Here is a 22259-nt window from a genome sequence, read left to right as displayed (position 1 = left end):
GGCGCCGGGTGCCGCTGCGCGTCACGACGCGCCGGGTGCCGCTGCGCGTCACGACGCCGCCCCGGTGCGGTGGCCGGCGTGGGTGACCACGATGCCGGCCTGGATCTCGTCGGTCGGGTCGATGCGCAGCTCGCCGTCGGTGACCAGCACGGCCAGCACCGCACTGACGTTCCGGGCGTACGCGGTGGACGCGGCCGGCGCCATCTCCGAGGCGAGGTTGCCGGCGCCGATCACCGTGACGCCGTTGTCGGTACGGATCGTCGCGTCCGGGACGGAGTCCGCGACGTTCCCGCCGTACGGGCCGGCGGCTAGGTCGACGAGCACCGAGCCGGGCCGCATCGCCTTCACCGCCTCGGCGGTGACCAGCAGCGGCGGCCGGGCGCCGGGCACCTGCGCGGTCGTGATCACCACGTCGTGCCGGGCGACCTGCGCGGCGAGCCGCTCCTGCTGCACCCGCTGCTCGTCGTCGCTGAGCGCCCGCGCGTACCCGCCGGTGCCCTCGGCCGGGCCGACGTCGTCCAGGGTGACGAAGGTGCCGCCGACCGACTCGACCTGCTCCCGGGTGTCCGGCCGCACGTCGTAGGCCCGGACCTGGGCGCCGAGCCGGCGCGCGGTGCCGATCGCCTGCAACCCGGCGACACCCGCGCCGAGCACCAGCACCTCGGCCGGCCGTACCGTGCCGGCGGCGGTGACCAGCATCGGGAAGAACCGCGGGTACGCGGCGGCGGCCACCAGCGCCGCGCGGTAGCCGGCGACGTTCGCCTGCGAGGTCAGCGCGTCGGCGGCCTGCGCCCGGCTCAGCGTCCGGGGCAGCCGGTCCAGGCTGATCAGCGTGACCCCGGCGGCGGCGAGCCGGTCGACCAGCTCCGGGCAGCTGGCCGGCCGGTACAGCCCGATCAACGTCTGTCCACTATGGACTCGGTCGGCCAGGTCGTCGGGCGGTGGGCCGATGGACAGCAGCACGTCGGCCGTCCGGTACACGGTGTCGGGTTCGACCACCTGGGCGCCGACCTGGGTGTAGTCCGCGTCGGCGAACAGTGCCGCCGCGCCCGCACCGCTGGCCACCAGCACCTCGGCGGGCAGCCGCGCCAGCCGGGACACCACCTCCGGCACCATGGCCACCCGGCGCTCGCCGGCCGCCGTTTCCCGCACCACGCCGATGCGCACCCGCGCCTCCCGATCCGGGCCACGGGCGCGTTGCCGCCGGCGGGCCCTCGGTACCGCTCCGAGGCTGCCCGCGGGCTCGACGGGTCGCGTCGTCGCCGGCTCGGGCAACCTCCTGCCGTCTTTGCGTGACGCTTGTCACGCTAGCGCGTCGCGGGCCGTCCGCGCTACGGCCTCGATGAGGGCGCGCAGCTCGGCGCGCGGGGGGTCCGGGCGCACCGCGAGGTAGCTGGGCATCACCGGCTCCGGACCGGTCAGCGGCCGGAACACCACGCCCGGTGGGGCGATCCGGCCCGCCTGCGCCGCGTAGTACACCGTCCAGGACGGGGTGCCGAACCCGATCGCGGCCAGGGTGTCCTGGTCGGTGGTGAACTCCGGGCCCAGCGTCGGGGTGAAGCCGGCCTGGCGGCAGCAGTCCACGATCAGGTCGTACAGCGGGGCGTTGCGCTGCCGGCTCGCCAGCCGGAGCGGCAGCCCGGCCAGCGCGGCCATTTCGACCCGGGACCGCACCGCCAGATCGTGCCGGGCCGGCAGCGCCACCACCAGCGGGTCGCGCCAGGCGGCCAGCAGCTCCAGACCGGTGTCCGGATGCTCGCCGCGGACCAGTGTCGCGTCCAGCTCGCCGGACCGGACCCGCCGCAGCCTCTCCGCGGTCGGCGCGGTGACCAGGTCGAGCGTCGCCTCCGGGGCGAGTTCGTGGAACCGGCCCAGCAGCGCGTCCAGCCGGGCACCGAGCCCGGTGCTGGTGCCCAGCCGGACCGTACCGTCCTGCCGGCTGCGCAGGTCGTCGATCGCCGCCCGGGCCGCCTGGACGTCGGCGAGCACCCGCTCGGCGTACGGCAGCAGCCGGTGGCCGGCCTCGGTGAGCCGGACCGTTCGGGTACTCCGGTCGAACAGCTCGACGCCCAGCTCGCGTTCCAGCCGGCGCAGCTGCTGGCTGACCGCCGACTGCACGATGTGCAGCCGCTCGGCGGCGCGGCCGAAGTGCAGCTCCTCGGCCAGCGTCCGGAAGTAGCGCAGTTGCCGCAGTTCCACGAGCACCTCGATCGATCAGTTTTCGTGATCACTGTAGTCGCAGGTCAGCCGTTGATCGACGGCGTCGCCGGCGGTTGTCTGGGGTCATCGGGCGCGAAGCCACCGAGCACCAAGGCCCCGCAGCGCGAACGCCCGGCACGACGAGCACCCCGAGGAGTCGACGATGCCGTACCTGACCGTCCACGACACCCGCCTCTACTACGAGGACGCCGGAACCGGGAAGCCGGTCCTGTTCCTGCACGGCTGGGGTACCAGCGGCCGGGTGTGGGGTGCCCAGCTCCCCGAGTTCGCCGCCGAGCACCGGGTGGTGGTACCCGACTGGCGCGGCTGCGGCCGCTCCGACCACCCCGCCACCAGCAACGACGTCGACGGCGTCGTCACCGATCTGATCGCCCTGATCGGCGCGCTGGATCTGGACCGGCCGGTCGTCGTCGGCTCGTCGGTCGGCGGCGTGTTCGGCACCGAACTGGCGCTGCGCCGACCGGACCTGGTCGGCGGCGTCGTCGCCGTCGACAGCCCCGGGTACTGGCCGGCGCAGGGCATGGACCTGCCCGCGATCATGTCCGCCATCCGCGGCGACCGCGCCGGGTTCGCGACCGCCTGGGTCGCCAACTGGTACGCACCGGGCACCTCGCCGGCGCTCGTCGACTGGACGGTGCGGCAGATCCTCGACTCGTCCACGTTCGCCGACGACCAGTTCGCCCAGTTCCGCACGTACGACCCGCGGCCGTCGCTGCCCGGCCTGCGGGTACCGATCCACTACCTGCACGGCGAGCTGGACGCCGAGATCCCGGTCGCGGTCGCCGAGGACTGCGCCGCCCGTACCCCCGGGGCCACCGTCACGGTGATCCCCGGCTCCGGCCACCTGCCGCACCAGGAACGCCCGGCCGAGTTCAACGCCGCGCTGCGCGCCGTACTCGGCCGCCTGCGTACCACCGTCTGAGACCGACAGGAGAAGCACCATGCCGTTCGCCCCGACCACCATCGGCGGCCGACCCGCCCGCATCGGCTACGACGTCACCGGTACCGGGCCCGGCCTGGTCCTGGTGCACGGCACCGGCGCCGACCGGAGCCAGTGGCAGCCGCTGACCGAGCACCTCGCCGACCGGTTCACCATCGTGGCGCCGGACTACTCCGGCTCCGGCGACAGCACCGACCACGGCGGCCCGGTCACCCTCGCCGACCTGGCCGACGAGGTACTCGCCGCCGCCGAGCACGCCGGGCTGGCCGACTTCCACCTGGCCGGCCACTCGCTCGGCGCCGTCGTCGCCACCGAACTCGCCGCGACGCACCCGGACCGGGTCCGCTCGCTCGCGCTGCACGCCGGCTGGGTGCGCACCACCACCCGGATGGCGGTCGAGCTGCGGTACTGGCTGACGCTGCTGCGGCAGGACGCCGCGCAGGGCAGCACGCTGTTCTGCGAGCTGCTGCTGCTCACCGCGCTCGGTCCCCGGTTCTGGGGGTCGGTCACGGCCGAGGACCACGCGCTGCTGCTCGCCGAGTTCGCCGGCGGCCTGGCGCCCGGTACCGACCGGCAGACCGAGGTCGACCTGACCGTCGACCTCACCGACCGGCTGGCCGCGATCACCGCACCGACGCTGGTACTGGCCAGCGCGCACGACCGGATCATCCCGCCGGAACAGCAGCAGGCGCTGCTCGCCGGGATCGCGCACGCCCGGTACGCGGAGATAGACGCCGGGCACGGCGCCCCGGCCGAGGACCCGGCCGGCTTCGTCGCCAAGCTCGCCGGCTTCCTGCTGGACCAGCACCCCGTCCCCGTCGCCTGACCGGCGACGGTTCCCGTCGGCGGGTTCGACGCGGTTGCGCCGAACCCGCCGCGGTACGCGGTCAGCTCGAACCGCGCACCGCTCCGGTGGCGGACAGCGTGGTCCGGATGACCGTCGAACCGTGCTCCACGAACTCGGCGATCGGGCCGGCCAGGTCGGCCGGGATGACATCGGTGTGCCAGACGAACCGGGTCCTGCCGTCCGCCTCGGGTAGCGCCTGCATCCAGGCATGGTGATGGGACGGATGCAGGTTGCCGCCGACGACGGTGTACGCGACCCGGCGGCTCGTCGCGTCGAGGTCGACGAGTCGCTCGTGCACGATGGTCCCGTCGGCGAATGTGACGGTGCGGGTGTCGTCGTGCAACTGCGTGTCGACGACGAAGCCGGGCGCGAGCCGCCGATGCACCGCGCCGTAGTCGGCGAGGACGTCCCAGACGTCCTCGGGGCGGGCGTCGACGACGAACTCCTGGTGGATGGCTGCCATGTGTACTCCCTGATCAGGTGGCGGCGATGCAGAACGGGTGGCCCTCCGGGTCGGCGAGCACCGTCCACTGGTCGCCGCCGGGCTGGAACTCCGGCTTCGCGGCGCCGAGGGCGAGCAGTTCGGTGACCGCGGCGGCCACGTCGTCGACGGCGAAGTCCAGGTGCGCGTGCTTGCCGGCGTCCGGCCAGCCGGGCCCCCGGTAGCCGTCGACCCGCTGGAACGCGAGCTGCACCGGCCCGTCGCCCAGGTAGGCCGAATCGGCGTCGCTGTCGGTGATCCGCCATCCGGTCGCGTTCCGGTAGAACTCGGCCAACCCCTTCGGGTCGGCGCAGTCGAGGATGATGGCGGTGGGTGTTGCCTGGATTGGCATGGGTGACTCCCTCGGATGATCTCGTGCGTGTCCTCGTGACTCGCCGAGGACACGCCCCAGCATCCGGTCGACCGCCCGGCGCCGTCTTGAACATCCTTGCGGTGCACCGTTGTCGTACCCCCGGCGTACGGTTCGGCGGGTGCTGGCCACCGTGACCCTTGCCGCCCGCGCCGAGTTCGCCGTGACCGCGGTGACCTGCCGGGACGAGCAGGTGCTCTGGACGCGGCCGGCGGCCCGGGGCGACCACCGACTGGTGCTGGTGCGGCACGGCCGGTTCCGCCGGGCGACCGACGGCGCCGCCGCTGATCTCGACCGCACCGTCGGCTACCTGGGCACGCCGCACGAGGAGGAGCGGTTCGCCCATCCGGCCGGCGATGACGCGTGCACCTCGGTGTCGTTCGCGGCCGGGCTGTGGGACGGCCGCGCCGCCGCCCGGTCGGTGTACGTCGACGCCCGGATCGAGCTGGCGCATCGCCGGCTGCTGGCGGCGGCGCGCGGCGGCGATGTCGACTACGCGTTGGTCGAGGAGCTGCTGGGCCTCGTCGCGGCCGCCGCCGGGCACCCGGAGCCGCGGCCGGGCGTGCGAGACCAGGCGCTGGTGGCAGCGGCCCGCACGGCGGTCCTCGACGACGCGCCGGAGGCGGCGCGGCTGTGCTCGCTGTCCGCCCTGCTGGGGGTCTCGCCGTACCGGCTGAGCCGGGTGTTCTCGGTCCGAATGGGCGTGTCGCTGACCCGGTACCGGAACCGGGTTCGGGTCGGTCGGGCGCTGGACCGGCTCGGCGCGGGCGAGTCCGACCTGGCCGGCCTCGCCGCCCGGCTCGGCTTCGCCGACCAGGCGCACCTGACCAGGACGGTGCGGGCGCAGCTGGGGCACACCCCGACCGCGCTGCGCCGGCTGCTCACGCCGCAGACCGGAACGGACGAGCGCGGAGGGCCGGTGCCGCGTCCGACCGGAGCGGACGAGCGGGGTCAGGCGCGGGGCGCGGCGGGCGCCTCGACCGCGTCCGGGACCGGGGCCGGCGGCGTCGCGCGCCGGGTGCGGTAGAGGATGCCGCCGACCGCCGCGGCGGCGAGGGCGGCCACCCCGCCGCCGACGGTCAGGCCGATGCGCGCGCCGTACGTCTCGGTGATCCAGCCGATCAGCGGTCCGCCGATCGGGGTACCGCCGGTGAACACCAGCATGTACACGCCCATCACCCGGCCACGCATCTCCGGTGCCGCGGCAAGCTGCACGGTGGCGTTCGCGGTGGTGTTGAACGTCATCCCGACCAGCCCGATCACCAGCAGCAGCGGCCCGAAGACGAGGAACCACGGGGTGACCGCGGCGACGATCTCCAGCGCGCCGAATCCGACCGCGGCGAGGACCAGCAGCCGCAGCCGGGTGGTGGCGCGGCGCGCCGCGAGCAGCGCACCGACCAGCGAGCCGAGCGCCATCAACGTGTTGAACAGGCCGTAGGTGCCGGCGCCGTGATGGAACACGTTCTTCGCGAACGCGGACAGCACGATCGCCCAGTTGTACCCGAACGTGCCGACGAACCCGACCAGCACGATCGGCCAGATCAGCTCGCGGCGGCCGGCGATGTAGCGCAGCCCGTCCCGCAGCTGGCCCCTGGCGCGGGCGATGCGGGGCGCCGGGAACAGCTCGTGCGGTCGCATCAGGACCAGGCCGGTGAGCACTCCGCCGAAGCTGAGCGCGTTGAGCCCGAACGCCCAGCCGGCGCCGACCGCGTTGATCAGGATGCCGGCGACCGCCGGGCCGATCAGCCGGGCCGACTGGAAGATCGCCGAGTTGAGCGACACCGCGTTGCGCAGGTCCTTCTCGCCGACCATCTCGGTGACGAACGACTGCCGGGTCGGGTTGTCCACCACGGTGGCGAACCCGAGCAGCAGCGCGATCAGGTACACGTACCAGACGCGGACGGTGCCGGTGAGGGTGAGCACCGCGAGCGTCGCGGCGAGCAGACCCATCGCGGACTGGGTGCAGATCAGGGTGCGGCGCTTCGGGTAGCGGTCGGCGAGCACGCCGCCCCACAGCCCGAACAGCAGCATCGGCAGGAACTGCAGCGCGGTGGTGATGCCGACCGCGGTGGACGAGTTGGTCAGGCTCAGCACCAGCCAGTCCTGCGCGATGCGCTGCATCCAGGTGCCGGTGTTGGAGACGATCTGGCCGGTCGCGAACAGCCGGTAGTTGCGGACGCGCAGCGAACGGAACGTGCCACCGGCCCACGTGCCGAACCCCGCAACCACTCCTGCCGCACCCGCCCTTCCGCGCCAGCTGCCATTCTGGCGCAGAAGTCATTTACTTAGCTAACAAAACCAGTCTGGCTGTGGGCCAGCTCTCATGCCTGCGGTGGTGCGGTGGCCTCGACGACGATCTCGTACAGCCGCTCCAGCCGGACCGCCGACTCCGGGTCCGCCGGGGTGTAGGTGGTCACCAGCGTCTCGCTGCGCGGGCCGGACCAGAGGTTCGTGTACCGCAGCCGGATCAGGCCGACGTCGTCCGTCAGGTACTCCTTCGTCTGGTTCTCCGGCTCCCGCACGTCGTGCCGGTCCCACAGGTCGGCGAACTCCGGGGACTCCCGCCGAAGCGTGCGCAGCAACTGCTTCCAGGCCGGCTCGGCGACGTGCCGGGCCATCGCGGCCCGGAACTGCGCCACCACCATCGGTGCCTTCGACTCCCAGTCGACGATCCGGGTGCGGAACGTCGCATCGGTGAACAGCAGCAGCGTGGTGTTCCGCCGTTCCGGCGGGATCGCGGACAGCCCGCCGAGCATCCGGTCGTAGGTCCGGTTGTACGCCAGGATGTCGGTGCGGGCGTTCTTCACGCACGCCGGGAACGGCTCCAGCTGGGTGAGCATCAGCTGGATCTCCGGCGACACCGCGGCGCAGTCCTTCGTCACCTCCGGCGCCGGGACGTTCGCCAGCCGGAACAGATGCGACCGCTCGTGCGGGTCGAGCCGCAGGGTGCGTGCGACCGCCTCCAACACCTGCAGCGACGGTTGGATGTCGCGGCCCTGCTCCAACCACGTGTACCAGGTGACCCCGACGCCGGCCAGCTGCGCCACCTCCTCCCGGCGCAGCCCCGGGTGCGGCGGCGCCGGCCGGGCGGCAGCCCCACCTGGGCCGGGACCAGCCGCTCCCGCCGGGTACGCAGGAAGTCGGCCAGCTCGCGCCGACGCAGCGCCGCCTCGTCCCGCGTCCCGGAGGTGCCCAGCAGTTCGCTCATGCCCCTACGATGCCGCGGCCGTCAGCCCGTTACCAGGTAGTGCTGATACCCGGATAAACACACTCTGGTACCAGGTTGAGCGGCGACGGAGCGTGGTGCTCATGACCGATACCCTGCTCGCCACCCGGCCGACCCGCCAACGGCGCGCGACACCCGGCGGGCTGACCCCCGCCGGCCTGACCACCCTGCTGATCGGCGCCGCGCTGGCACCGATCGACTTCATGGTCGTCAACGTGGCACTGCCCACCATCGACCGCGACCTGCACGCCTCCACCGCCACGCTGGAACTGATCGTCGCCGGGTACGGCATCAGCTACGCGCTGCTGCTGGTGCTGGGCGGCCGGCTCGGCGACGCGTTCGGCCGCCGCCGGCTGTTCCTCACCGGCCTCGCCGCGTTCACCCTCACCTCGCTGGTCTGCGGCCTCGCCCCGAACGTGCAGACCCTGATCGCGGCGCGCATCGCGCAGGGCGCCGCCGGCGCCCTGATGCTGCCGCAGGTGCTCGCCACCATCCAGGCCACCACCACCGGCACCCGCCGGGCCCGGGCGATCGGCCGGTTCGGCGCCACCTCCGGGATCGCCAGCCTGATCGGCCAGGTCGGCGGCGGGCTGCTGCTCGCCGCGAACGTCGCGAACACCGGCTGGCGGCCGATCTTCCTGATCAACGTGCCGATCGGGCTCACCGCACTGCTGCTCGCGGTGCGTACCGTGCCGGCGACCCGGTCCGACCGGCCGGCCCGCGCCGACCTTGCCGGTACCGTGCTGCTGGCGGTCGGCGTCGCCGCACTGCTGGTACCGCTGACCGAGGGCCGCGCGCTCGGCTGGCCGGGCTGGCTGCTCGCCCTGTTCGCCGTGGCGCCGTTCGCGGCCGTCGCGTTCTTCCTGGTGGAACGGCGGATCGAGCGCTCCGGCCGGGTGCCGCTGCTGCCGCCCTCGCTGCTCCGGTTGGCGGGCGTCCGTGGCGGGCTGCTCGCCGCGGTCCCGTTCTTCGTCGGGTTCGGCGGCTTCATGTTCGTCTACGCCCTGGCCATGCAGCAGGGGCTCGGGCTCGGCCCGCTCGGCGCCGGACTCGCGATCAGCCCGCTCGCCGTCTCGTTCTTCGTCTTCTCCATGCTCAGCCCGCGGCTGATCGGCCGGTTCGGCCGGCGCTCGCTGCCGTTCGGGGTGGCCGTGCAGGGGCTCGGCATCGCGTTGATGATTCCGGTCGCCCTGTTCGGCTGGTCGCACCGTGCGCCGCTGTTGCTGATCGTGCCGCTGGTGATCGCCGGTGCCGGGCAGGCGGTCGGCGCGCTGACGATCTTCCGGGTCGTGCTCTCCGACGTACCCGCCGACCGGGCCGGCGCCGGCAGCGGCATCCTCACCACCACCCAGCAGACCGCCCTCGCCCTCGGTACCGCCCTGCTCGGCAGCCTGTACGCCACGGTCGCCGGTTCCGGTTCCGGTTCCGGTTCCGGGGCCGGGGCCGGTGGCGCTGCCGGCGATGGCGCGGCGCACGGGATGGCCGCCGTACTGGCCGTCCAGCTCGCCGCCTGCGTCCTCATCGCCGCCCTCGGGCGACGCCTCCCACAACCTCGCTGATGCGCCGCCCCGTGCACCGAGCGGGCAGTCGATGTGTGCCGCGCCGGGCCGCGCCGCGCTGTGCCGGGCCGGGCCGCGCCGCGCTGTGCCGGGCCGGGCCGCGCTGTGCCGGGCCGGGCCGCGCTGTGCCGGGCCGACGCCGCGCTGTGCCGGGCCGTGCCGGGCCGTGCGGGGGCGCCGCGCCAGGCGGGGCCGCGCCGGCCCGCGCCGGGCCGGCCCGGGTCAGCCGGCGTCGGCGGGGTGCCAGGCGCGGGCGGTGGTGAACACGGCGGTGGCGTCGTGCTTCGGCGCGAACACGCCGAGATCGATCCGGCCGGTGGTGATCTGGTCGTCGCGGACCGGGGCACCGAGCTTCCTGCCGTTCGCGTACACGGTGAAGTTGTCGTCGCGGGCCAGCACACCGATCCTGATCGAGCGACCGATCGCCGAACGGGACAGCGGCCAGGTGTGCAGCGCGGTCGTCTCCGACGGGTCCGTGTCGCTGATCGCGTGCAGCGCCACCGAGTCGGCGCAGATCGCGAGGAAGTAGCCGTGCACGTCGCCGGTGCGCAGCCAGATTCCGGCGCAGCCGGCCTGCACCCTGACCCTCGTGTCCAGCGCCACGTTCCGGTAGTGGGTCTGGCCACCGCCACAGCTGAACATGCCGGTGTCGGCGGTGCGGGTGCGGGTCGCGGTCAGCGTGCCGCCCTTCAACCGGCAGGAGCCGGCGGTGCCATCGTTGTCGTGCCAGCCGTTCTGCGCGTCCAGCGAGGGCACCGCCACCTGCCAGCCGGCCGGTACGAAGCCGGGCCGGCCGTCGCCCGCCGACGACCTGGTGCCATCGGCGGCGGTGGCCCGGCGGTAGCCGTACCAGGCGGCGAGGCCGCCGCCGGCCAGCAGCAGCACCAGAACCGCGGCCAGCACCGCCTGGCGGCTGCGGCCCCGCCTGCTCCGGTACGGCCGGCCGGCCCCGGCGGCGGTCGCCGACCGCCCGGTCGATCGCGGCGTGGCCGGCATCCGCCGGGTGGCCGTGGGTGCCGCGGCGCCGGCCCTCTCGCTGCTGGCCGAACCGCGGTGCGGCGCAGACGTGGCTGCCGAAACCGGGAGCTGCGGGGCCGGCGATCGCGGCACGGCCGGCTGCGGAGCGGGAACCGGCGACCGCGGTACCGGCGCCTGCGGCGTCGACCGCGGTACTGGCGCCTGCGGTGCCGACCGGGGCGCCGGCGCCTGCGGCGCGGACGCCTGCGGCGCGGCGGGGATCGGTTGCCCGGACGGAAGCCGCGCGCCGGCGGTGGGCGCGGCCGGCCACTGCCCGCCCGCCGCGCCGAAACCGGGCCCCGCGCCCGCGGCGGACCGGGCCCCGTTGGCCAGGGCGGGCAGGATCCGGGTCTCGGTGCCGCCACCGGCCTCCGGGGAACGCAGGCTGCCCTCGGCGACGACCAGCTCCGGCTGCTCGATCGCGGTGGATGCGATGCCGAGCCGACGGTGCAGCATCGAGGCCGCCAGCGGCAGCCGGCTGCCGCCACCGACCAGGAACACCCCGGCGATCTGCTTGGGGGTCAGCTTCGCGGCCCGGATCACGTCCGCGGTGGCGGTGATGGTCTGCTCCACCAGCGGCGACGCCAACCGTTCCAACTCGTCCCGGGTCAGGTGCGCGTCGACCTCCAGGACCGGGACGGCGAGCTGCGCCGACGACGACCGGGACAGCTGCTCCTTGCAGGCGCGGACATCCGTCCACAGCTGCTCGCGGGCCCGCCGGTCACCGGTGGCGCTCGGGGCGGTGAGCCGTTGCCAGCCGGCCGGGTCGGCCGCCCCGTACCGGGTGCCCAGCCAGCCGACGACCGCCTCGTCGATGTCCAGGCCGCCGATCTCCAGCCCGTCGACCACGGCGGCGTCGAAGCCGTGCGTACCGCTGAGCACGGCGCTGGCGTCGAAGGTGCCGGCGCCGAAGTCGTACACCACCACCGCGGAGCCGGTCGGGATCCGGTGCCCCAGCACCTCGGTGAAGTAGCTCGCCGCGGCGACCGGTTCGGCGACCAGCCGGGGCCGTGGCAGCCCCGCCCGGCGTGCGGCCTGGACCAGCGCGTCCCGCCGCGGGCCGGCCCAGGTCGCCGGGTGGGTGAGGGTCAGCTCGCGCACCGCGGTGCCGTTGACCCGGGTCGCCTCGACCGCGACCCGGCGCAGCACCGCGGCGGCCAACGCGATCGCGGTCACCTCGGTGCCGCCCAGCAGCACGGTGCCCTCGCCGATGTGCCGCTTCGGCGCCGGCTCGAACCGGGTCGGGTCGAGCCGTGCGGCGTGGATCGCGTCCCGGCCGGTCAGCAGCTGCCCGGACGGCTCCAGGTAGACCGCGGACGGCAGCAGCGGCGTGCCGTCGAACAGCAGCGGCCGCACCGAGCCGTCGGCCCGCCGCAACACGCCGACGGTGGAGGAAGTGCCGAAGTCGATACCCAGCGACGGACCGGAAGCCATGCACAGGAGTCTATGTACCGGGACAACTCCGGCCGACGGCGTCCCCTTGCCGCGGTCCGGCGCTGGCCGCGTGCGGCCGGGTCGACGCGGTCCGCGCGCCCGCGACCCGACACCGCCCCGCTCTGGCCCATGCCACAGACAACGTGCCGGCCACCGGGAGTTCCGGTGGCCGGCACAGGGTGGTACGGCGGGGCACGCCCGGGCGTGGCGACGTGCCTCGGGGATCCGGGCGGCACCGACGGCGCCGCCCGGTTCGGACGGTCAGCGCTTGCGCGGGGTGCGCTTCGCGGCCGACTTGGTGGCGGTCTTGCGGGCGGTGGTCTTCTTCGCCGCCGTGGTCTTCTTCGCCGCGCTGGCGGTGGTCTTCTTCGCCGCCGTGGTCTTCTTCGCGGTGGTCTTCTTCGCCGCGGCCTTGGCCGTGGTCTTGGCCGGCGCGGTCTTCTTCGCGGTGGTCTTCTTGGCCGCGGTGGTGGTCTTCTTGGCGGGCGCGGCCTTCGCGGTCTTGGTCGCCGCGGCGGCCTTCTTCGCGCCGGTCTTCTTCGCCGCGGCGATCTTCTTCTTGCCGGTCACCACGTCCTTGAAGCCCTGCCCGGCGCGGAACGCCGGCACCGAGGTCTTCTTCACCTTGACGGTCTCGCCGGTCCGCGGGTTGCGGGCGGTGCGCGCCGCGCGAGCCCGCTTCTCGAAGACACCGAAGCCGGCCAGCGAGATCTTGCCGCCCTTGGCGACGGTGCGCTGGATCTCGTCCAGCACGGCTTCCAGCGCCGTGGTGGCGGTCTTCTTGTCGCCGAGCCGGGCCGCCAGTGCCTCGATCAGCTCTGCCTTGTTCACAACAGTCTCCTCAAGTCTTCGCGCGGATGCGCTGTACTTTCGCGAGCAAGTATGCATGCCACTATCCCACTGACCAAACAGGACAGCGCGAATACCCGCCCGTTCCGCAGGAATCAGCCGTTCGGCGGGCGGCGCGCGCCCCGAAGGAGACCGCCGTGGAACGACAACTGGCACTGCTGCGCGGGGTCAATCTCGGTACCCGCAACCGAGTCGGCATGGCCGAGTTGCGTGCGATGTTGGCCGAGCTTGGCTATGCGCGAATCAGCACCCACCTGCAAAGCGGCAACGCGGTGTTTTCCGCGGCCACGCCCGCAGACCGTACCGCAGCGCTGATTCGGGCCGCGATCGAGTCCGAGTTCGGCCTCGACGTACCGGTGTTGGTGCGCACCGCCGCCCAGCTGCGCGCGGTGTTGGCGGCCGACCCGTTCGGCTCGATCGCCGCCGACGAGGCCCGCTATCTGGTGCAGTTCCTCGACGCCGAGCCGGATCCGGGCCGGCTCGCCGAGCTGGACGCGCAGCGGTACGAGCCGGAGCGGTTCCAGCTGCTGGGCCGCGAGCTGTACCTGTGGCTGCCCGGCGGGGTGCACAAGTCCCGGCTGGAACCGGCGTTGCGGCGCATCGTCGGCGTCGGTACCGCCCGGAACTGGCGGACGGTGCGCCGGTTGCTGGAGCTGATGGAAACCTGACCGCTGCATCGGCCGGGCTCAATTCGCGCCGGGGGTGGGCGCCGCACCGTATCGTGGGGCCATGCCCAGTCGACGGGAGATAGTGGACGTTGCGGGGCGGGACGTCCCGATCACCAACCCGGACAAGGTCTTCTTCCCCTCCTCCGGCCGCACCAAACTCGATCTGGTGCGCTACTACCTTTCCGTGTCCGAGGGCGTGCTGCGCGCGGTCGGTGGCCGGCCGATGGCGCTCAAGCGGTACGTCAACGGCGTCGACGGGGAGGCGTTCTACCAGAAGCGGGCGCCGCAGAACCGGCCGCCGTGGGTGGAGACCGTCGAGCTGAAGTTCCCGTCCGGCCGCAGCGCGCACGAGATCGTGCTGACCGACGCCGCCCAGCTCGCCTGGGTGGTCAACCTCGGCTGCGTCGACCTGCACCCGCATCCGGTGCGCGCCAGCGACCTCGGTCACCCCGACGAGTTACGGGTGGACCTCGACCCGGTGCCCGGTGTCGGCTGGCCGCAGATCCGCGAGGTGGCGCTGCTGATCCGCGCGGTGCTCGCCGACGTCGGCCTCACCGGCTGGCCCAAGACGTCCGGCTCGCGCGGATTCCATGTGTACTGCCGGATCGAACCGCGGTGGACCTTCACCGAGGTGCGCCGGGCGGCGGTGGCGCTGGCCCGCGAGGTGGAGCGGCGCGCCCCGGACCTTGCCACCAGCAAGTGGTGGAAGGAGGAGCGGCACGGCGTGTTCGTGGACTACAACCAGAACGCGAAGGACCGCACCACGGCAAGCGCCTGGTCGATCCGGCCCACCCCGGACGCCCGGGTCTCCACCCCGCTGCGCTGGGACGAGGTGCCCGACTGTGATCCGGCGGCGTTCACCATCGACACCGTGCCGGCCCGGTACGCGGAGTTCGGCGACCCGTGGCAGGGCATCGACGCGTCCGCCGGTTCGCTGACCGGGCTGCTGGAGCTGGCCGAGCGGGATGCCGAGGCGGGGCTGGGCGACGCGCCGTGGCCGCCGCACTTCGCCAAGCAGCGCGGCGAGCCGCGCCGGGTGCAGCCGTCCAAGCGCCGGCCCGGCCCGGACCAGCCGGGCGCGGGGGAGCCCGACGCGGATCAGCCGGACGGGCAGGCGGGTGACGCCGAGGTCGGTGCGGTGCCACCGCCGGCCCCCGGCAAGTCCAGCGGCCCGACCGGCCGGCGGCGCACCACCATGCCGCTGGTCGAGATCGCCCGGGCGCGCACCAAGGACGAGGCGATGGCCGCGCTGGAACGCTGGAAGCAGCGCCACCCGGAGGTCTGGCCGCACCTGGAGCCGGCCGACGTGCTGGTCGACTCGATGCGCGGTCGCAGCAGCACCTGGACCCGGATCCGGCTCAACCTGCAACACGTCCCGGCCGACGAGCGCCCCGAGCAGGAACCGCTGGACGCCGACTACGACCCGTTCGCCTGACCGGGTCCGGGCGGCACCACCGACCGGTCGACTGCGGATCGCCGCCCCCCGGCGAACGCCGGTCACAGCGGGCCGGCCAACGATGGGCCGTCGTCGACCGCTGGACGCCGGCTCGCGCCTGCCGCCGTCGACCCGCGGATGCCGGGTCGCCGTGGCGGACTGCCAGGTCGGATTGCCGCCAGCACCGGTGGCGGCGCGCTTTCTAGCGTTGCCGTATGACGCAGACCCTGACGGCCGAACGGGCGACCGTACGCACACCTGGGCTGGGCGCCGCGGGGCTCGGCGCGTCGACGCTGGCCGCCGCGGTGGCAACCGCCACGAGCTACGTCCTGCAACCCGAACTGTCCGACGTCGCGGCGGGCATCGGCACGTCGCTGTCGACCGTCGGCATGCTCGCCGGCGTACCGATTGCCGGCTACCTGGTGGGGCTGGTCCTGCTGGTCCCGCTGGCGGATCGCTGGCGTTCGAACCGGCTGATCGCGGGTCAGCTCGCGCTGCTCGGTGCCGGCCTGGCGGTGGCCGCCGCGGCGCCGAACCCGGTCCTGCTCGGGTTCGGGCTGCTCGTTGCGGGCGCCTGCGCGAGCACCGGCGCGCAGCTGAGCAGCCTGGCCGGCCGGTATTCCGGCGGCGCCCGCCGGGGCCGCACCGTCGGTACGGTCACCGCCGGCATCTCCGCCGGTATCGTGCTGGGCCGCATCCTCGGTGGGGTGCTGGCGGACCGGTTCGGCTGGCGCCTGATGCTGGCCGGCTTCGCCGCGGCCTGCGTCCTGCTCGGCCTCGCCGCCCTGCGCACCCTGCCGAACCGCCAGCTGTCCCCGACGCAGGGGTACCGCACGGTGCTGGTGGCGCTGCCCCGACTGGTCTGGGCCGATCGCTCGCTGCGGTTCGCCGCGCTGTCCGGCGCGCTGTGGTTCTTCGCGTTCAGCCTGGTGTGGGTGGGGCTGTCGCTCGCGCTGGCCCGGCCGCCGGTCTCGCTGCCGCCGGGCACCATCGGGCTCTACGCGCTGGCCGGGCTGCTCGGCATGGTCGTGACCCGCTTCGCCGGGCGGCTGGCGGACCGGTTCGGCTGGTCGCGGGTGGTGTGCTGCGGCCTGCTGGTCGCGGCCGGGTGCACGGCTCTGCTGGGCGCGAGCCTCGCCCATCCGGTGCCGCTGCTGCTGGCGCTGGCGCTGTTCGACGCTGGCCTGTTCGCCGCGCAGGTGGCGAACCAGTCCCGGGTGCTCGGCCTGGACCCGAGCCGGCCGGCGCAACTCAACAGCGCGTACATGACGGTGTACTTCGTCGGTGGTACCGCCGGCACCACGGTCGGCGGGCTGGTCCTCTCCGCGGCCGGCTGGCCAAGCGTGGCGGCCCTCGCCGCACTCGCCCTGGTACTCGCGCTGGCGCTGTTCCGCGCTGGTCTCCGCGGCCGCTGAGCGGACGCCGGCCCGTGGCCGGCCGTGGCCGGCGCTGGTCCGTGTCGGTGGCGGCGCGGGCGAGGGGACCGTCACGGCGCCGTGGGCCGGGGCTGGTCGCCGGCGGCCCCGGCCCACGGTGACCAGCCCCGGCCTACGGCGCGGCCGGTCGCCGGCGGCGTGCAGGGCGGTGCGCTCGGCGGAGAGAACCGGATGGGCGGTGCCGCCACGCCAGGGCGATCAGCCGGCGGCTCGGGACCGGCCGGCCACGCCGCCGGATAGTGTTCTGCCACACCGCCTGGCACGAGCGCTCGCGTTTGAGTTTGCCACCATGCGAAGGAGATCGGGTGTGCCGCTCTTTGTGTTGATGTTGATAATCGGCGGCCTCGCCTGCATCTTGATGTCTCTGGGGTTGGTCTACCTCACACTTTCCTATCGACAAAATAGGCGTGTGGGCAAGTTGATCGGCATTGCTCTCCTGATCCTATGTGACGCGACCGTGCTAGCGCTCTTGCTCTTCCTGTTTTATATCGTGGCGATCGCGCGTCCTATCTCGTGAAGCATCGAACGTTGATTAGCTTGAGCGGCCACGCCGCCCTCACTCCTGATCACTCTCTTGATAGTAGGCTTGCACGCGCGATGCCTTGGTGGCAGGATGGTCCATCGTGTCCGGATCAGTGATTGCGGGTAATGCGACGCGGCCAACGCTGCCGGTGTGGCGCGATCTGTCGACGGTCGCTCTGGCCTTCGCGATCGTGTTACTCGTGATGACTGCAGGATGCTCTTCTTGGTTCCGCTCGGCCAGGACAAGCGACGTCACAGGGTCCTGGTACGGGCGAGGCGCCACGCGATTGTTACTCGCGGAGGATGGAACTATGAAAGGCGTTCAACTTCCGCTGCAGCTACTGGACAGCGATACCTTCCGGCACCCTTGGACTGGTAAGGGAAGATGGTATTTTGACGGCCGGAACCAAATATCCTTCGATATTGGGACGTGGGCTGGCAACGACTGCGCTTTTGCGGATTTCGTGGATGGGAAGTGGACTATCAACTTCTCGATCGGGGACCCAGATGAAGGGAAGACCTTCACCTTTCGTCGCTCTTGATCCGTTTATGTTGGTTCGATCGGCCTGGCTCACCGGTGCGGCCGGCGGCGTTGCTCGCTCCACTATCGACGGGTTCGACCCATTCGAGCACATTGCGCCGACCGTATCGCCAAGAGGAGGGTGAATGGCCATTGATGACGCGATACGGCAGCTCAGGAAACGCCCTGAATGGTCGGTGTGCATCATTTCGGCCAGGTTCATGGTTCTTGGCATGCTGGTCTTCCTGATTGCCGTATTCGTGATCTCGTTCGGATGGCAGGACAAGCCGGTCGTCTATGTCGCGTTTGGCAGCGGATTCGTCATGGCGATCTCTGGGATTTCCTTCGGCGCGATCGTTGTTGGCGTGATCAACCCGTTCATGAACGCTGTCAATACGATCAGCAACTTCACGGACATGTCTGTTCAGGCGGATTTATTCTCGGCATTGCGAGAAGACATTCCGAGTCTGGGGAGATGGAAATCCTTCGATCCGGATGTTTCCCAACACTGAGGTCGCGCCGGCAGGCTACGGCTGTGTGTCTGTGTACACAGCAGGAGGCGTCGATCGTCGCAGCCGCTGGCGCACTGGTCGGATATTCCTCGACTGGCGGTTCGGGATTGGGCTGCGCCGACCATGTCAGCTTGGATGTCGGCAGGTTAGGACGGTTGGTCGCGGCCGAGGTCAGTGGCCCCGGGGCGAGTCGGGCCGGATCCGTCCGGGGATCGCGCGTTCGTTCTTGCTACAGCTTCGCGGACTTCACGGCCGCGGCGAACCGAATGGCGTTGCTTCGGCTCTTCCCAGCGTAGAGTGCGCCACGCGATACGAGCCCCAACCGGGGTCGGCCAGGGCTCGCATCAGATCTGTCTCGCTACAGGCTCGCGGACTTGACGGCCGCGGTGAACGCGGCGAACGATGCCGGGTCGACCACCAGCGCCGAGCCGTGCGGGTCCTTGCTGTCCCGGACGGCGACGATGCCCGCCAGGTTGGATGCCACTTCAACACAGTTGTTCGTGCCGTTGCTACGGGTGCTCTTGCACCAGCGGGCCTGGGCCAGGTCCATGGTCATCCCGCGCTCCTTTCATGTCTCGGAGAGGAGCTTGCGAATGAACCCTACCGAGTCGCCGACGCCGAACTGAGCGCGAAGACGATGTGGCCCTCGGCTGGAACAGCCGGGGGCCACATGGTCGCGTCTCGCTACAGGTTCGCGGACTTGACGGCCGCGGTGAACGCGGCGAACGATGCCGGGTCGACCACCAGCGCCGAGCCGTGCGGGTCCTTGCTGTCCCGGACGGCGACGATGCCCGCCAGGTTGGATGCCACTTCAACACAGTTGTTCGTGCCGTTGCTACGGGTGCTCTTGCACCAGCGGGCCTGGGCCAGGTCCATGGTCATCCCGCGCTCCTTTCATGTCTCGGAGAGGAGCTTGCGAATGAACCCTACCGAGTCGCCGACGCCGAACTGAGCGCGAAGACGATGTGGCCCTCGGCTGGAACAGCCGGGGGCCACATGGTCGCGTCTCGCTACAGGTTCGCGGACTTGACGGCCGCGGTGAACGCGGCGAACGATGCCGGGTCGACCACCAGCGCCGAGCCGTGCGGGTCCTTGCTGTCCCGGACGGCGACGATGCCCGCCAGGTTGGATGCCACTTCAACACAGTTGTTCGTGCCGTTGCTACGGGTGCTCTTGCACCAGCGGGCCTGGGCCAGGTCCATGGTCATCCCGCGCTCCTTTCATGTCTCGGAGAGGAGCTTGCGAATGAACCCTACCGAGTCGCCGACGCCGAACTGAGCGCGAAGACGATGTGGCCCTCGGCTGGAACAGCCGGGGGCCACATGGTCGCGTCTCGCTACAGGTTCGCGGACTTGACGGCCGCGGTGAACGCGGCGAACGACGCCGGTTCGACCACCAGCGCGGGGCCGTGCGGGTCCTTGCTGTCCCGGACGGCGACGATGCCCGGGACGTTGCCGGCAACCTCGACGCAGTTACCGGTGTTCCCGCTACGGGTGCTCTTGCGCCAGACAGCGCAGGTCAGGTCAGCCATCGTTGACCTCCTCAGCAGTTCGTTCCATGAAGCGGTCCGGACGTGGCCGCTTCCCAACAATGCTGATCGATGCCCGTTGGAAGCGGGGAGATGGCGGTTTTGCACCAGGCTTTCCGAGGTAGGGGTCCCGCTACACGACGCGAGCCCCGACCGGATTCGGCCGGGGCTCCCTGGTCGTTGCTCGCTACAGGTTCGCAGACTTGACGGCCGCGGCGAACGCGGCGAACGATGCCGGGTCGACCACCAGCGCCGGGCCGTGCGGCTCCTTGCTGTCCCGGACGGCGACGACGTTCGGCAGGTTGTCGGCCACTTCGACACAGTTGCCGCTGCCGCCGCTACGGGTGCTCTTGCGCCACAGGGCGCGGGTCAGGTCCACGGTCATCCCGCGCTCCTTTCATGTCTCGGAGAGGAGCTTGCGAATGAACCCTACCGAGTCGTCGGTGCCGAACTGAGCGCGAAGACGATGTGGCCCCCGGCTGGAACAGCCGGGGGCCACATGTTCGCGTCTCGCTACAGGTTCGCGGACTTGACGGCCGCGGCGAACGCGGCGAACGCGGCTGGCACGACCACCAGTGCCGGGCCGTGCGGGTCCTTGCTGTCCCGGACGGCGACGATGCCCGGGACGTTGCCAGCAACCTCGACGCAGTTACCGGAGTTACCGCTACGTGTGCTCTTGCGCCATCGGGCGCGGGAGAGGTCTGGTGAGGGCACCCCGCGCTCCTTTCTGTTAGTGAGCCGCTAGACGCTTCGCGATTCTACGCAGGAGTGCGTCGGACTCATCGGACGACAGAGCGTCGCCGCGAAGCTGCTCCCAGACCGCCTCGTAGGGCGCCACCTCGGCAGGGTTGTCGAAGTACTTCGCGCCGACCAGCAGGTCGACATACGCGATGCGGTCATCGATCGTGGGGAACGGCGTTGGCAGCGGCGGAAAGTCCATGACGACGAAACTGCCGTCCATACCGGCATGCGCACCGGCTGAGCTGGGCACCACCTGGATCTCGACGTTCGGGCGCTGGCCGACCTCCAACAGCCGCTCGATCTGCTCGATCATCACCTGCCGGCCGCCGACCTGCCGCCAGAGCAAGCCCTCGTCGAGCACGGCGCGAAACTGGACCGGGTCTTCGTCGTCGGTGATGCGTTGTTGCCGCTCGATCCGCAGTCGGGTGAACCGGTCGATCTCGGCGGAGGACTGCCGAGTCACGAGCGCCTGCACCATCGCTCGCGCGTACTCCTCCGTCTGCAGCAGGCCAGGAACGGCCAGACCATCGAACGCGCGGATGGTCGAGGCGTCCGATTCGAGCCCGAGGTACTGGCCGAACCAGTCCGGCAAGACGTCGTGGTACGGGTACCACCAACCGCGCTTGCGCGACTGCCGCGCAACTGCCTTCACCGCCTCGATGATCGGCTGCTCAACGTCGTACTGCATCAGCAGCGCCTGCACATCGTTCGGGTGCGGCCTGTTCTCCATGCCTTCGATGCGGGACAGCCAACTCGACTGGTGGTCGACGGCCGCCGCTGCCTCACCGACGCCCATCCCCTTCCGTTCGCGGTACATGCGCAGGGTGGATGCGACACGCCGCGTGGGCACCGTCGGACTTACCCGTCGTGTGGTCATGTGGAGCATCATCCGTCGAATCGGAACTATGGTCAACACGAACACGCCCAATCGGAATCTTGCGTGTTTGGCATGTTCGGGTCTACTGTCCTCCGTGTCGGACGTGACGCCATCGAGCCACAAGGTGACTGGGCGTGACGGATGACAGGGGCGCTGGCCGCTGCTGTCGGTTGGGACCTCGCAGTGTGCGGCGCCCGCAACGAGACCGGCCGGACCGCAAGCGAGCGCGTACTCCCCCGTAGCGCGGCGGTCCGGTCACAGACGGGCCGGTCGCCGCCGTACCCGGCGGCCGGCCCCACAGATGGTGGGGCGCGATGCCTGCCGGCAAGCCCGCATCGCGCCCCGCCCCATCGACCGATTGGAGAAAGCCGATGGAGCGGTACCAGGCTATCGTGCGCGCGCTCGGGCGAGTCGCCGCGCGGATCCGTACCTGGCGGGACGAGATCGCCGACCGCCCGATCGATCCGGACGGGTGGTGGCGGTGATGGACGCGGCAACCTACGCCGCGGCGATCTGCGCCGCGTTCCTGGTCGGCGTGCTGGCGCTCGGCGCGCTGGCCGTCTACCTGCTCGACCGGGCCACCAGCCGCCGGGGCCGGGCGACCAGCCGCAGGGGCCGGGAGAGCAGCCGCCGGGGCCGGGCGGTCGGGCGCCTCCGCGACCCGTACGCCGAGGCGCAGGCGCTCGCCGCGCGCCGGCGCGCCGGGCACGTCGGCCGCGCCCGGGTGCCGGTCGTCGCGGGCCGGGGCGGTTCGCCGTGGTCGTGATCCCGGGCGATCGGGCCCGCGCCACGGCGATCGGCTACCGGCCGCGGGTCGGTGACCTGGTCGGCCTGCCCGCCTACCTGTCCGACCGGCCGTACCGGGTGCTCGCCGTCTCCGACAGCCGCATCCCCGGCTGGGTGCACCTCGCCGGCTACCTCATCCACCCCGACCTGACCCAGTGGCACTGCGAGCAGGACGTCCCGACCAACCAGGTGCACAAGCTGCCCGACCCGGTCTGGCCCGACTGGTGACCCACCCTGGCCGATCAACGGATCCGGGCACGACATCGCGCACGAATCCGTTGATCGGCCCAC

At 72.1% G+C, this 22259-nt stretch carries 26 protein-coding genes and 1 pseudogene; 11 read left to right on the top strand and 16 right to left on the bottom strand.

What is annotated here, in order from left to right:
• Positions 1-48: 48 nt before the first annotated feature.
• Both Athai_RS29005 and Athai_RS29000 read right to left on the bottom strand, forming a co-directional pair.
• On the bottom strand, positions 49-1167 hold the full coding sequence (locus Athai_RS29005; protein WP_239157232.1) for a Re/Si-specific NAD(P)(+) transhydrogenase subunit alpha: 1119 nt from the start codon (positions 1165-1167) through the stop codon (positions 49-51).
• A gap of 135 nt (positions 1168-1302) precedes the next feature.
• A complete protein-coding gene (locus Athai_RS29000; protein ID WP_203964422.1) occupies positions 1303-2199 on the bottom strand; it encodes a LysR family transcriptional regulator in 897 nt (298 codons plus the stop codon).
• A 163-nt stretch (positions 2200-2362) separates the two neighbouring features.
• Between Athai_RS29000 and Athai_RS28995 the strand changes: the two genes are divergently transcribed.
• Together Athai_RS28995 and Athai_RS28990 are read left to right on the top strand one after the other, a co-directional pair.
• The gene (locus Athai_RS28995) at positions 2363-3142 is read left to right on the top strand and encodes an alpha/beta fold hydrolase (RefSeq protein WP_203964421.1); all 780 of its coding nucleotides are present in this window, start codon (positions 2363-2365) and stop codon (positions 3140-3142) included.
• Positions 3143-3161: 19 nt separating this feature from the next.
• A complete protein-coding gene (locus Athai_RS28990; RefSeq protein WP_203964420.1) occupies positions 3162-3986 on the top strand; it encodes an alpha/beta fold hydrolase in 825 nt (274 codons plus the stop codon).
• Between the two features lie 61 nt (positions 3987-4047).
• Here Athai_RS28990 and Athai_RS28985 read toward each other — a convergent pair whose 3' ends face one another.
• A complete protein-coding gene (locus Athai_RS28985; protein WP_203964419.1) occupies positions 4048-4470 on the bottom strand; it encodes an SRPBCC family protein in 423 nt (140 codons plus the stop codon).
• 13 nt (positions 4471-4483) lie between these two features.
• Entirely contained in the window at positions 4484-4840 is a 357-nt protein-coding gene (locus tag Athai_RS28980; protein ID WP_203964418.1) for a VOC family protein, read from the bottom strand.
• A 139-nt stretch (positions 4841-4979) separates the two neighbouring features.
• Between Athai_RS28980 and Athai_RS28975 the strand changes: the two genes are divergently transcribed.
• The gene (locus Athai_RS28975) at positions 4980-5885 is read left to right on the top strand and encodes a helix-turn-helix domain-containing protein (protein ID WP_203964417.1); all 906 of its coding nucleotides are present in this window, start codon (positions 4980-4982) and stop codon (positions 5883-5885) included.
• On the opposite strand, the gene Athai_RS28970 is transcribed toward Athai_RS28975, so the two are convergent.
• Both Athai_RS28970 and Athai_RS28965 read right to left on the bottom strand, forming a co-directional pair.
• Complete coding sequence (locus tag Athai_RS28970; RefSeq protein WP_203964416.1) at positions 5810-7087, bottom strand: MFS transporter; 1278 nt, start codon at positions 7085-7087, stop codon at positions 5810-5812. The genes Athai_RS28975 and Athai_RS28970 overlap by 76 nt on opposite strands.
• A gap of 92 nt (positions 7088-7179) precedes the next feature.
• Positions 7180-7905 (bottom strand): helix-turn-helix transcriptional regulator, encoded by a 726-nt coding sequence (locus Athai_RS28965; protein WP_239157231.1) that lies wholly within the window; start codon positions 7903-7905, stop codon positions 7180-7182.
• 262 nt (positions 7906-8167) lie between these two features.
• Between Athai_RS28965 and Athai_RS28955 the strand changes: the two genes are divergently transcribed.
• Positions 8168-9643 (top strand): MFS transporter, encoded by a 1476-nt coding sequence (locus tag Athai_RS28955; RefSeq protein WP_203964415.1) that lies wholly within the window; start codon positions 8168-8170, stop codon positions 9641-9643.
• 222 nt (positions 9644-9865) lie between these two features.
• Here the strand turns inward: Athai_RS28955 and Athai_RS28950 are convergent, their stop codons facing one another.
• Entirely contained in the window at positions 9866-12094 is a 2229-nt protein-coding gene (locus tag Athai_RS28950) for an Hsp70 family protein (protein WP_203964414.1), read from the bottom strand.
• A 261-nt stretch (positions 12095-12355) separates the two neighbouring features.
• Positions 12356-12925, bottom strand: a complete 570-nt coding sequence (locus Athai_RS28945) for an HU family DNA-binding protein (protein WP_203964413.1) — start codon at positions 12923-12925, stop codon at positions 12356-12358.
• 155 nt (positions 12926-13080) lie between these two features.
• On the opposite strand from Athai_RS28945, the gene Athai_RS28940 reads away from it, so the two are divergent.
• The 4 genes and pseudogenes from Athai_RS28940 (at position 13081) to Athai_RS28925 (ending at position 16999) form a co-directional block, all read left to right on the top strand.
• Positions 13081-13611: a DUF1697 domain-containing protein gene (locus Athai_RS28940; RefSeq protein WP_203964412.1), complete on the top strand. Its 531-nt coding sequence runs from the start codon at positions 13081-13083 to the stop codon at positions 13609-13611.
• 61 nt (positions 13612-13672) lie between these two features.
• Positions 13673-14677, top strand: a pseudogene (gene ligD, locus Athai_RS28935) (non-homologous end-joining DNA ligase); the annotation flags it as partial.
• A 584-nt stretch (positions 14678-15261) separates the two neighbouring features.
• Positions 15262-16461 carry an MFS transporter gene (locus Athai_RS28930; protein WP_203964411.1) on the top strand — a complete coding sequence of 400 codons (1200 nt, stop codon included), beginning with the start codon at positions 15262-15264 and terminating at the stop codon, positions 16459-16461.
• 328 nt (positions 16462-16789) lie between these two features.
• Entirely contained in the window at positions 16790-16999 is a 210-nt protein-coding gene (locus Athai_RS28925; RefSeq protein ID WP_203964410.1) for a hypothetical protein, read from the top strand.
• Between the two features lie 39 nt (positions 17000-17038).
• Here Athai_RS28925 and Athai_RS28920 read toward each other — a convergent pair whose 3' ends face one another.
• Entirely contained in the window at positions 17039-17260 is a 222-nt protein-coding gene (locus tag Athai_RS28920) for a hypothetical protein (protein WP_203964409.1), read from the bottom strand.
• Positions 17261-17670: 410 nt separating this feature from the next.
• Here Athai_RS28920 and Athai_RS28915 point away from each other — a divergent pair, with 410 nt between their 5' ends.
• Positions 17671-18036, top strand: coding sequence for a hypothetical protein (locus Athai_RS28915; RefSeq protein WP_203964408.1), 366 nt, complete (start codon positions 17671-17673; stop codon positions 18034-18036).
• A gap of 358 nt (positions 18037-18394) precedes the next feature.
• Here Athai_RS28915 and Athai_RS28910 read toward each other — a convergent pair whose 3' ends face one another.
• The 7 genes from Athai_RS28910 to Athai_RS28880 form a co-directional block, all read right to left on the bottom strand.
• Complete coding sequence (locus Athai_RS28910) at positions 18395-18586, bottom strand: DUF397 domain-containing protein (RefSeq protein WP_203966398.1); 192 nt, start codon at positions 18584-18586, stop codon at positions 18395-18397.
• A 134-nt stretch (positions 18587-18720) separates the two neighbouring features.
• The gene (locus tag Athai_RS28905; protein WP_203966396.1) at positions 18721-18912 is read right to left on the bottom strand and encodes a DUF397 domain-containing protein; all 192 of its coding nucleotides are present in this window, start codon (positions 18910-18912) and stop codon (positions 18721-18723) included.
• A gap of 134 nt (positions 18913-19046) precedes the next feature.
• Positions 19047-19238, bottom strand: coding sequence for a DUF397 domain-containing protein (locus Athai_RS28900; RefSeq protein WP_203966396.1), 192 nt, complete (start codon positions 19236-19238; stop codon positions 19047-19049).
• 134 nt (positions 19239-19372) lie between these two features.
• Positions 19373-19567: a DUF397 domain-containing protein gene (locus Athai_RS28895; protein ID WP_203964407.1), complete on the bottom strand. Its 195-nt coding sequence runs from the start codon at positions 19565-19567 to the stop codon at positions 19373-19375.
• Between the two features lie 184 nt (positions 19568-19751).
• Positions 19752-19943 (bottom strand): DUF397 domain-containing protein, encoded by a 192-nt coding sequence (locus Athai_RS28890; RefSeq protein WP_420829851.1) that lies wholly within the window; start codon positions 19941-19943, stop codon positions 19752-19754.
• A gap of 134 nt (positions 19944-20077) precedes the next feature.
• Entirely contained in the window at positions 20078-20278 is a 201-nt protein-coding gene (locus Athai_RS28885; protein ID WP_203964405.1) for a DUF397 domain-containing protein, read from the bottom strand.
• Between the two features lie 16 nt (positions 20279-20294).
• Positions 20295-21182 carry a helix-turn-helix domain-containing protein gene (locus tag Athai_RS28880; protein WP_203964404.1) on the bottom strand — a complete coding sequence of 296 codons (888 nt, stop codon included), beginning with the start codon at positions 21180-21182 and terminating at the stop codon, positions 20295-20297.
• Between the two features lie 484 nt (positions 21183-21666).
• On the opposite strand from Athai_RS28880, the gene Athai_RS28875 reads away from it, so the two are divergent.
• Positions 21667-21948 carry a hypothetical protein gene (locus tag Athai_RS28875; protein WP_203964403.1) on the top strand — a complete coding sequence of 94 codons (282 nt, stop codon included), beginning with the start codon at positions 21667-21669 and terminating at the stop codon, positions 21946-21948.
• Entirely contained in the window at positions 21939-22196 is a 258-nt protein-coding gene (locus Athai_RS28870; protein ID WP_203964402.1) for a hypothetical protein, read from the top strand. The genes Athai_RS28875 and Athai_RS28870 overlap by 10 nt, the downstream gene beginning before the upstream one ends.
• Positions 22197-22259 lie beyond the last annotated feature (63 nt).

The organism is Actinocatenispora thailandica, from assembly GCF_016865425.1.
Taxonomy (GTDB): domain Bacteria; phylum Actinomycetota; class Actinomycetes; order Mycobacteriales; family Micromonosporaceae; genus Actinocatenispora; species Actinocatenispora thailandica.
This window is presented reverse-complemented; position numbering and strand designations above follow the sequence as displayed.

What these genes read in the sequence shown, in the direction of transcription:
- Athai_RS28995 (WP_203964421.1), top strand. Translation starts at nt 2,363, where the DNA reads ATGCCGTACCTGACCGTCCACGACACCCGCCTCTACTACGAGGACGCC.
- Athai_RS28990 (WP_203964420.1), top strand. Translation starts at nt 3,162, where the DNA reads ATGCCGTTCGCCCCGACCACCATCGGCGGCCGACCCGCCCGCATCGGC.
- Athai_RS28985 (WP_203964419.1), bottom strand. Translation starts at nt 4,470, where the DNA reads ATGGCAGCCATCCACCAGGAGTTCGTCGTCGACGCCCGCCCCGAGGAC.
- Athai_RS28980 (WP_203964418.1), bottom strand. Translation starts at nt 4,840, where the DNA reads ATGCCAATCCAGGCAACACCCACCGCCATCATCCTCGACTGCGCCGAC.
- Athai_RS28955 (WP_203964415.1), top strand. Translation starts at nt 8,168, where the DNA reads ATGACCGATACCCTGCTCGCCACCCGGCCGACCCGCCAACGGCGCGCG.
- Athai_RS28950 (WP_203964414.1), bottom strand. Translation starts at nt 12,094, where the DNA reads ATGGCTTCCGGTCCGTCGCTGGGTATCGACTTCGGCACTTCCTCCACC.
- Athai_RS28930 (WP_203964411.1), top strand. Translation starts at nt 15,262, where the DNA reads ATGACGCAGACCCTGACGGCCGAACGGGCGACCGTACGCACACCTGGG.
- Athai_RS28915 (WP_203964408.1), top strand. Translation starts at nt 17,671, where the DNA reads ATGGCCATTGATGACGCGATACGGCAGCTCAGGAAACGCCCTGAATGG.
- Athai_RS28910 (WP_203966398.1), bottom strand. Translation starts at nt 18,586, where the DNA reads ATGGACCTGGCCCAGGCCCGCTGGTGCAAGAGCACCCGTAGCAACGGC.
- Athai_RS28905 (WP_203966396.1), bottom strand. Translation starts at nt 18,912, where the DNA reads ATGGACCTGGCCCAGGCCCGCTGGTGCAAGAGCACCCGTAGCAACGGC.
- Athai_RS28900 (WP_203966396.1), bottom strand. Translation starts at nt 19,238, where the DNA reads ATGGACCTGGCCCAGGCCCGCTGGTGCAAGAGCACCCGTAGCAACGGC.
- Athai_RS28895 (WP_203964407.1), bottom strand. Translation starts at nt 19,567, where the DNA reads ATGGCTGACCTGACCTGCGCTGTCTGGCGCAAGAGCACCCGTAGCGGG.
- Athai_RS28880 (WP_203964404.1), bottom strand. Translation starts at nt 21,182, where the DNA reads ATGACCACACGACGGGTAAGTCCGACGGTGCCCACGCGGCGTGTCGCA.
- Athai_RS28875 (WP_203964403.1), top strand. Translation starts at nt 21,667, where the DNA reads ATGGACGCGGCAACCTACGCCGCGGCGATCTGCGCCGCGTTCCTGGTC.